The 9,305-nt window shown below is 42.8% G+C and carries 11 protein-coding genes; 4 read left to right on the top strand and 7 right to left on the bottom strand.

Translation table 11 applies throughout. The features are described from left to right. Positions 1 to 11 precede the first annotated feature (11 nt). The 4 genes from HRH59_RS18290 to HRH59_RS18275 form a co-directional block, all read right to left on the bottom strand. Entirely contained in the window at positions 12 to 878 is an 867-nt protein-coding gene (locus HRH59_RS18290) for a hypothetical protein (protein ID WP_173502718.1), read from the bottom strand. Between the two features lie 580 nt (positions 879 to 1,458). Then, a complete protein-coding gene (locus HRH59_RS18285; RefSeq protein ID WP_157999932.1) occupies positions 1,459 to 1,608 on the bottom strand; it encodes a hypothetical protein in 150 nt (49 codons plus the stop codon). Between the two features lie 167 nt (positions 1,609 to 1,775). Continuing rightward, positions 1,776 to 2,966, bottom strand: coding sequence for a helix-turn-helix domain-containing protein (locus HRH59_RS18280; protein ID WP_173502717.1), 1,191 nt, complete (start codon positions 2,964 to 2,966; stop codon positions 1,776 to 1,778). 37 nt (positions 2,967 to 3,003) lie between these two features. Continuing rightward, the gene (locus tag HRH59_RS18275; protein ID WP_173502716.1) at positions 3,004 to 3,267 is read right to left on the bottom strand and encodes a type II toxin-antitoxin system HigB family toxin; all 264 of its coding nucleotides are present in this window, start codon (positions 3,265 to 3,267) and stop codon (positions 3,004 to 3,006) included. Between the two features lie 340 nt (positions 3,268 to 3,607). Here HRH59_RS18275 and HRH59_RS18270 point away from each other — a divergent pair, with 340 nt between their 5' ends. Continuing rightward, entirely contained in the window at positions 3,608 to 3,922 is a 315-nt protein-coding gene (locus HRH59_RS18270; protein WP_173502715.1) for a hypothetical protein, read from the top strand. 42 nt (positions 3,923 to 3,964) lie between these two features. Next, positions 3,965 to 4,306: a low molecular weight phosphatase family protein gene (locus HRH59_RS18265; RefSeq protein ID WP_173502714.1), complete on the top strand. Its 342-nt coding sequence runs from the start codon at positions 3,965 to 3,967 to the stop codon at positions 4,304 to 4,306. Between the two features lie 766 nt (positions 4,307 to 5,072). Here the strand turns inward: HRH59_RS18265 and HRH59_RS18260 are convergent. From HRH59_RS18260 to HRH59_RS18250, 3 genes are all read right to left on the bottom strand, one after another. Then, entirely contained in the window at positions 5,073 to 5,780 is a 708-nt protein-coding gene (locus HRH59_RS18260; protein ID WP_173502713.1) for a hypothetical protein, read from the bottom strand. Between the two features lie 76 nt (positions 5,781 to 5,856). Beyond that, a complete protein-coding gene (locus tag HRH59_RS18255) occupies positions 5,857 to 6,396 on the bottom strand; it encodes a hypothetical protein (protein ID WP_173502712.1) in 540 nt (179 codons plus the stop codon). A gap of 193 nt (positions 6,397 to 6,589) precedes the next feature. After that, complete coding sequence (locus tag HRH59_RS18250) at positions 6,590 to 7,531, bottom strand: AraC family transcriptional regulator (protein ID WP_173502711.1); 942 nt, start codon at positions 7,529 to 7,531, stop codon at positions 6,590 to 6,592. Positions 7,532 to 7,628: 97 nt separating this feature from the next. Between HRH59_RS18250 and HRH59_RS18245 the strand changes: the two genes are divergently transcribed. Next, positions 7,629 to 8,372 (top strand): SDR family oxidoreductase, encoded by a 744-nt coding sequence (locus tag HRH59_RS18245; RefSeq protein WP_173502710.1) that lies wholly within the window; start codon positions 7,629 to 7,631, stop codon positions 8,370 to 8,372. A 169-nt stretch (positions 8,373 to 8,541) separates the two neighbouring features. After that, a complete protein-coding gene (locus HRH59_RS18240) occupies positions 8,542 to 9,300 on the top strand; it encodes a substrate-binding periplasmic protein (RefSeq protein ID WP_231702564.1) in 759 nt (252 codons plus the stop codon). The last annotated feature ends 5 nt before the right edge of the window (positions 9,301 to 9,305 follow it).

Genomic DNA, 9,305 nt, shown 5'->3' with positions numbered 1-9,305 from the left:
TACTTTTAGCGTCAATTAAAAATGGGTGTATTACCCTCCGATGTCAACTTTCGCAGTTTTTTCTCAAAATTCTGCAATTGAGTTACTTCTTGTAAAGCCTTGTCTCTTTGCTTTTCTGCAAGCTTTTGCTTTTCAAAAGCAATTGCCACATTATCTTTGTAAAACTCCGTGGTGACGGGGTTTGATAGAATATTGCCGTATATAACGTTAGAGAACTTACGTTTTAAATAATCGTAAAATTCTTCTATTTGCTGGATGTTGGGTGATCTAGTTCCAGAATGCTCTTCAAGAGTCATTTTATTGAGCTTAACTTCTATAATTGGGATACAGTGGTTTTCAAAATCCTTTATCTTCACCTCTTCACAAGCGTGGGTATGCATAACTTCTATAACTAGTTTTCGCCCCCACCGCTTAGCGTATTCTGAGTCCTGATCGAAGGTAAATACGATATCCGGAATGTAATACTTATACTCACCTTCAGAGATAAGCTGTAAGCGTTGCTCTGTTTCTACTGAAGTGGGCGAAATAGAGAACTTCTCACCCCGACATTCAAAATTAAGTTTTTCTAATTCAGCTAAAGCTGCAATTGCGAGACTGTGGGATAGCGAATCAGAGTCAGGATCAGTATCTGATATACCTTTGGGAGATTGATTGGGGTTATATCGGAAAAATCCCCCAGCATGAACATGCATCTTACGCCTGTCATTTACAAGCCGTTGTGTACTCATAAATTCCAGTTGGCTAAATATAGCTGGATTAGTATTCTGCATTTTCACTGCTTCCCAAACATAATAGAGCTTATGTTTGTGTTTTGTTCCTGCGACGTAATCATTAGATCGTTTATCCTTGGCATATGCCCATATCTTTTTCCCTGCCATACCACTCTCCACATCATTTTAAGGTAAAAATCATATTTAGATTTATGATTTTCAAACTCATAACATCAGAAGAAACCAAAAACTTTTTCGACTTAATTATTCGATTAGACTGACTTAGTATTCCTGAAAAGTTGGATCAACAAATGTCATTAGCCTTTTCAAAGCTTATGGAAAATAGGCAATAGCGCCGCAACCGTTGCAGCTTTATATCTTGCATGACTATTCCAATAGCAAAAAATGTAAAGGCTGCCTGAGCAGCCTTTGGGGTCAGCGGGTCTTATTAGACTGCGACAACACAGATGCAGCCAAAGATTTGGTCTGCTCACTGTACTTGTCACTCTTCATAACAGACGAAGCTTTAGACTCCATCTCCGCACCAGTCTGGTGTGTAGTTTTTGTCTGACTAAGTACCGATCCTGCCAGCGACTTTTGAATCTGTGAAGCATTCTTGTCAGATAAAATAGATGATGCTTGTGAAGCTAATTTTGATGACGATTGTTTGCTGTTAGTCATGATAATAATCTCGAAATATAGTGCTTAATATGCCGGGCCTCAAAGAGGCCCAGCGTTTCTACTGATGTTAAACCGTTTCTATAGGCACAAGGATCGGCCAAGCCTTGAGGCCATGATTTCTCGCAAAGAGCATCTGGCCAGACTTAGGATCTTTGCGATAAGGTCTAAAAATCAGTTTCATTCCTTTCGGAATTTTCACTTTGTTCTTAGAAGCCATTTGCGCACTCCTTCTAGTTCTATAGGAGGCGATGGTTGAAAGTTTTCGAGATTTCGACTACATTAGCCGTGCTTTCAAGGAAACTTCCTGAGTCCACCTCGCTTGGTTTTGGGCAACTTTCCTGCCCAAACAGTGTTGGCGCACTGTTTGGGCAATACCATACCCGCTCACGGAAATACCATCTTCCTTACTTCATTACTTCCTATAAGTCTGTTGTAAATCCTATAATCACTTGATTCTTTTCTAAATCTTCCCGCTATAACGGCAGGACTGACCATTAATTTTTTTGCAAGATTAACTACACTCTCTGGCGTAGTGAGTAATGCAAAGTATTTGTCCCATTCAGATTTCTCAGCAAGTGCTTTTAACGCCATATCATCAGCTTCGTCTTCGTCACTATTTTTCTCTCCATCAAGGTCATCAAAATAGACTTCTTTTGAATTTTTCAAATGAAGGGAAACGTGGGCAAGCTCATGCATCAAAACAAACCAAAAATTATCCAGTCTGTCATACCGAATTGTCATTCCTATTACCGGGTTTCCATCAACGCCCCACATAGCAGCACCATCAAGGTATGTTTTAGGGAGGTGTTCCTGAAACACTAAATGAATACCATTATTTGCCAGTTCTTCTTTTGCTAACAACGGGCCTTTTTCTAAACGAGATAGTTTCAAAATCTCTCTTAAAAACGGTAAATCAATTGAATCTAAGTCACATTTCGGTAATTTTTTATCTAGCGTTTGATGAAGCACCTTCGCCTGCCATGCTTGTAACGCCAGACCATCCATGCGCTTATTCGTTGTATGAACTGCACTTCTTAAATGAGGTGCTCCTGCTATTGCAAACGGCGTTAACTTTACCGCTTCGAACATGTCCCGAACCAACTCTTCAGCTCTCTCTTTAGCCTCTGTAACCGATTTTATCACTTTCGGGAAAAAGCCCTTTTTAAACATGGCTGCAATTGGGTAATCTTCGTAGTTCACGTTACGCTCATCCAGCTCTCGCGTCTGGTCTTGCATCAGAACTTCATATGAAATACCCAGCCCTTCATGCAGCCTCTTGATCATCGATAAACTCAGCGGTGACTTACCGTTCATTACTTCTGAGACACGACTCTGACTGCCCAGATATGGAATTAAATCCTTTCTTGTTAACCCCTGCTGTTCCATTCGATTTTCTATAGCAGACACAGGATCTGGCAAGCCAATATCAAAATGCACTTTCTCATAGTTAGATATAAGCAAAGCCATGACGTCAATTAAGTCATCATTCGAGTCATCACCAGACGACAACAATTCGTCTAAATAGACCGTTGCTTTTTTATACTCTTCACTATTTCTGATTATTCTAATATTCATATATCACCCGCCAGCCCCCTGTGAGTTCCATCTCTGGTTAAACCGACAATCCAACTTCGTCAATTCGTAACATGCTTTTACTAAATATGACTTTAGCTACCACTTTAACTGCCCCACGGCCAACAACAAATGTCACATTATCAGCTCCTGAGACTTCAGCCCCCTTATAATCTTTCACAATGTCATCTGCGCAGTTCCAAGTAGCATTTTTCGCGTCATCCAGCCAGCACTGCAAGGCAGTGCGTTTCTCAGCATGCTTCTTAATGAATTCTGCTAATCTGTCCTGTCTAATGACTTGCAATACAAGCTACTCCTAACATACATGCATGCATTATTGATCCATTTTTCAGATATTCCAAATTATTTTTGAAATTATTTTTTACGTAAATCCCAAATAAGTCTGAAATCAATTGTGCTCAACATGCAAACGACATCAAGCCGGAGCTGTTACCTCATCAATACTGCAAATCCCGCGACCTAATTCTCTCCATTGAGCTACACTGGATTCAGCTCAAACTAACTGTGTAAAAAACAATGATTGGCTGTTGATAGTGAGTTTTCAGGTCGAGCTTCTATTAAAACTCGCTGCCACATTCCACCTTATTTTCTTGCTTCAAGCGTCTGCTTCATGAGATGTCGAAATGAAACGTAAACTTATCAAACGTAATAAAGCACGAATCGCTAATCAGCTTCAGCTGACACGACTAAAGGACCTGATTACCCCAGTAGAGGCCAATTTAGTTACATATGACTCAATAAGCGAGAGCAAACTACGAGGACAACATTGCCACTATCGGAGAATCAACCGCCAAGTTAAACTAAACCCTCGACAGCTTAAAAAGCTGCGACAGAAACAGTGTTTAGCAGGCTTACTTGGAAGCAAGTTTGGCGGCATCAGCAAAACTACGCTCAAGCCTGCTTCTGCGGTTTTTCTCAAAAACTCTGTTAAAGGTTGATGCTCTATTAAAAAAAGAGCGCTCTCAAATGGTAGTCCGTGAATGAACATTCTATTTCTTTGCACTGCAAATCTGCACCGTTCTCGAACTGCTGAAGACTTCTACCGCAAAGTCAACTCTAAGCACGAATATAAATCGGCGGGTTTAAGCCAAAAATACTGCCAACGATATGGTACAACGCTCTGCACAATTGAGTTGCTTAAATGGGCTGAAAAAGTGTTCGTAATGGAAGAAACGCACGTTCAGCGGATTGCTGAACATACGGGCGCATCATATTTAAGTATGATTGAAGTACTGGAAATTGAAGATGTTTATCAGTATATGCAACCCGAACTAATAGCGGCTCTTACATCTCACGAGAAGCTGCGTTTTTTAAATATATAACAAATAACTGCAATAATAACAACAACTTAACCACATTGCACTTGATCAACTGCTTAACGATCGTCAAATAACATTCATCGCTTGGTGAAGACGAAATAATGATACCTGTTGCAAACGAAAAACCAAGTTACAATGCGAGCAAAAGGTTTGAATTCAATAGAGTCAAGCATCCCTGTATTGCTAACAATATGTCACGACTATCCTAACTCGCGCTACTAGCTCACAACCAAAAGCACTAAACATATACGCAAGAAAAGTCCATATTAAAAATCACATAAAAATCTTTAGAATCATCTATAAATAACCTTTAGATATAATAACTACTGAAGCGCTAGCTACATACAGTGAAATATTTTGCAAATACATATACCACATAACAGTTCGAGTCCAGCTGGGGCCACCATTATTTTCAATGACTTACGTCATTTTCTTAATTTCATAAATTCTTTTTTTTCAGCTGCGGATCGGTAGCGGATCGGAATTACGAAAAAATCTGCACTTTTGGTTTGCTTAGTGATTTCCAAAAAACCTTTAGTTATCACTGATCGGGGAAAAACCTTATTGAAACCATATCGGTCTGGCGTTAGCACAGTGCCTACGGCTGCACCCTCGCCCTAAAGTCGCCCTTTTAACTAAGCGGCCAAATAAAAGTCTAAGTGCCAATCTTTTTATAGAATTGGTTTTTAAGTTCAGCAATCCCTCTACAAGTCAGTATTTGCACTTAACTCGCCCACCTGCTTTGACGCCTATCGTTACCGCCGTTGCACTACTCAATCTGGTTGAATTGCTTAGCTCTGTTTTCAAGACGCATCATGTCATAAAAGCCAGTATCAAAGACATCATGCAGGTGAATTTCTTTCAGCTTTGGCCGGAGCTTCAACGCGCTTAACTTATAGTCGGTACTATCTTCAGACCATCCCAGAAAAACATCGCTTATGCAGTTTTTGTTCTGGCTCAGGTTAAAGCTCGTTTTAGGTTTTAACGGCAATCGCTTTCCTTCTAATGTTAAAACCGCAGTTCTCAAATCTAACCCCATTTTATCGTTGTTTAAGAACTCATCATTGGCAAAAATCAAATTGTATTGCCACGTTTTAAGCACTTTCTCAGCTGATTTATCCCGAAACACAATGGTTAACTCTAATCTCTCGATTATCTCATCCCCATTGTTAACAAGCTCTCCCCGATAACATGGGCGCTCCCGGCCATCATCAAAACTGTTAGTTTTATAGATTGAGAAATTTTTTAGTTCGACATACTCAGCTAAGTAACTCTTTTCTACTTCTGCGATTCGTGCGGCCTCTTGCTTGTATTGCTCAACCTCTACAAGCATAGGTTCATACTTTTCAACTAAACGCTTATATTGCGCCAGCTCTGCTGCACTAAGGGGCTTAGCTGGTTCTTGGTTTACTGGCTTACATCCGTTAAGGCAAATCACTACCAATAACGCCGTTATCATTACTTTAGTTTGCAGCATTGTTCATCCTTTTCGCTGTTGGCCCGGACGCGGGCAAGATTCTTAATATCAAACTAACGCTAAACCCGTTTCGGAGTCATCTTAAGATTGGTTCGAATGTCTTGAGTACGGCATCAGGCCACTTGCTATGGTCAGGCCCAAACAGTTCCAGCATGTACGGATATTCCTCTTTGAGGTCTTCAATTCGCGCGATCTCAATTAACTTCATATAAGCGTCTTGCATCTCAGCCGCTTTACTTGAGAAAAACGTTTCATCATCTTTAATTTTTTCTCTTTTGGCGTTCAAAGCTAATTTTTGATGCACTTCACCGACATACCTGCAGATAAAAGCTCTATCTGTTGAACCGGCTTGATCGTAACCTTCAACCAGTTTGGGAATAAGGTATTTATCAGCAAACGCTACGCCATCACTGTAGCGCCCTGCCTTTTGAAAATACGGAATTATTTTGGCTATGTTCGCTGGGGAAAAAGTCACATCAGAAACCCACATATTTTCCAACGCTTCTTTCATCTTACTAATGGCTGCATCAAAGTCTTTTGCTTTTGCGCTGGCAGATGCTGACTTTAATAACCTGTCTACTTCTTCGTCAAAATGAAAACCTAGTTCAATCGCCATATTTGTTCCTTTGGCCTATACGCCGTTAGCGTAACCTTTGTGCTACCGACATGCTAATGAGTTTTACCTCTGAGTTTCAACTGTCTTTCGGGTTGCTCTGCTCTTATGTCACAGAAATGATCGGTGCCTGCATCTGAGGTATTTATTGTCGCTGCCTATTCTGTCTTGTTCTGATTCCTGCAACGCAATCAAGCTATAAATCCTTATTTGATATAGCCGCATCTTGGCCGGAGTGAGGCTCATGCATACTTTTAAATTTCGAAGGCGGGATGCCGGTGTAGTTTGTAAAAGCCAGACTGAACGCACTGGCTGATTTATAGCCAACACGGTCGGCTATCTGCGCCATTGAGTACAATTGCGTCTTTAATAAGTCTTTTGCAATCGTCATGCGCCATGCCGCCTGATATTCCATTGGCGTTATCCCGACAGTCTGCCGAAACCGATAGAAAAATGCTGAGCGTGAAAGCGCTGCTACTTTGGCTAATTGCGCGACAGTTTTTGTCTGGCTTATATCCTGATGTATTGTTCGTATGGCTTCGGCAATGCGTTTGTCCGCTAATCCTACTAACAGACCCGGCACCGCTGGCGTATTGATTTTGGTTCGGAAAGCTTCGATCAATAGAACCTGCAGCAGGTGACGCACAACTTGCACATAACCGGGTGGGCGGGCTAAAGATTCTTCTATCAGCATTTCTACCAGACGGGTAAGCCTGGTGGCGTTGCGGATATGCACTAACTTCGGCAATAAAGAAACCAGGATCCTGGCGTCCAGCGAATCAAACCGGCAATGCCCCACCAACAACTGCACATTTGCTGTTTGCTCTTTGTCTCCTACCCTGAATCTGCCGGCTGAAACCTCTTCAGGCAGGGAATGCACATCATCACCCGCAACAGGCGCTGTGCTGCTAAAGGTAAAATCGAAGGCTTCCGGTATCAGTACAAAATCGCCTGCGGTTAAATGGCGTGGCTGGTCATTGTCCAGCGTTAACGCGCATTCACCACTGATAACCACACAATAAAAAGGCTCTCCGGTATTTTCACGCGTAATTCGCCATGCTCCGGCACCCTGCACCACTTTTGAGAAAGCAACCTGCGGATTAAGGAGCGAAACAATATCTGAAAGAGGATCAACCACCAACGGACTCTTTATAATATTTTATGGACTTTTCACTATATAGGGTATCAACCAGAATGGCTATAGTATCGCTACCGCAGCGAATTACAGAGGCACTATGAAAACAATACTTATCACCGGATGTTCGTCAGGTTTTGGCTTTGAAACAGCCAATTACTTTTTGTCAAAAGGCTGGAGGGTTATCGCAACAATGCGTAACACTGCCGATAGCTTACTGCAGGAGTCTGAGCGACTAAGGATATTGCCACTTGATATCAGCGATATCCGCAGCATTGAGAATATTGTGGCGTTAGCCGGGCCTGTAGATGTGCTGGTTAATAATGCCGGAATAGGCGTGATGGGCGCACTGGAAGGTACAACAACAGATACCATTCACGATGTGTTTGCGGTTAATGTGCTGGGTGCTATCAACCTGACTAAAGCATTTTTGCCGTTGTTCAGAGCGCAGCAGTCGGGCGTCATCATTAATGTATCATCCGCTATTACACTGGCTGCTCTGCCGTTACTTTCTGTTTATACCGCCAGTAAAGCAGCGATAAACGCCTTTACCGAGTCCTTAGCCATTGAATTAGAGCAATTTAATATCCGTGTTAACCTGGTTTTACCCGGCCGGGCACCGGCAACCCGTTTCGGTGAAAACTCAAAGCCCAGGATGGCCACCGCGATTCCGCAGCCCTACGCAGAATTTGCCCAATCAGTATTTAAACAAAGGAATGATGACCACATTACTCACCCCCTGGACGTTATCAACGCCATATGGCAAGCCGCCAATGACAGCAGCAGCCCGCTGAAAATCATGGCGGGCGAAGATGCTAAAGCATTGGTACATAGCAGCAACTAACAACACTGAAAGGTGGCTTTTCGTGTGAACAATGAATTGCCACCGTTAATTATGTCGCAAGTACTGTGCAACGCTACCTCACGCCTACGGCACTTTTGCTTTGCTGTTATTAGCATTTTTACCTGCCTGTGCCACACTTAACGGCCCTGATCCGTACTGCAGGTAGCTGATGAACAGCTTGCGCCTTATTTTTATACTTATCGCCTTCGCGCTTAGTAAGCCTCTGGCGGCACAGACCGACAGCTTGTTGCTGGCCAGTAGTAATTACTACCCACATTATGCTGCCGACTTGCCGCAACAAGGCGCGGTAAGTGAAATTGTCCGCCAGGCGTTTTTACTGCAAGGTGTCGATATCAGCATCGATTTTATGCCGTTTGCCCGCGCCTACCGTGAAAGCCGGCAGGCAAATTATATTGGTTTGGTTGCGGCCTGGTATGATGACAAACGGGCGCAACACTTTTACTATTCCCAGCCTTTATATGCTAACCAAATCGTATTTTTTAAACGCAAAAACCAAGCCATAAGCTACCGCGATTACAGAGACTTAGTGCAGCAAAATTTGCGTCTTGCCATTGTGCAGGGTTACCTGCACCTGCCGGGGTTAGCGGAAAGTGGTATTGCGACAGAGCAGGTTGCCACAGACGAGCAAGCTTTTCATATGCTGGCACGCGGCAGAGTAGATTTAGTACCGGCCGATAAACTGAACGGCCTGTATTTAATCGACGAAAAACTGCCGCAATATGCCGGTATGTTGGAGTGGCTGACGCCGGCGCTGGAGCTGCGGCCTATGTATCTGTTGTTGTCAAAGCAGGACCCGCGTTCTGAGCAGCTGATGCAACGCTTTAACGCCGGCTTGACGCAATTACGTCAATCCGGACAGTACCAACAGATTATCGATAACTTACTGCCGCAGCATGACGTACATTAAACGGC

The sequence above is a fragment of the Rheinheimera lutimaris genome (genome assembly GCF_013283795.1).
GTDB lineage: Bacteria > Pseudomonadota > Gammaproteobacteria > Enterobacterales > Alteromonadaceae > Alishewanella > Alishewanella lutimaris.
Note: the sequence above shows the minus strand (reverse complement) of the source record. Positions and strands in the feature narration are given on the sequence as shown.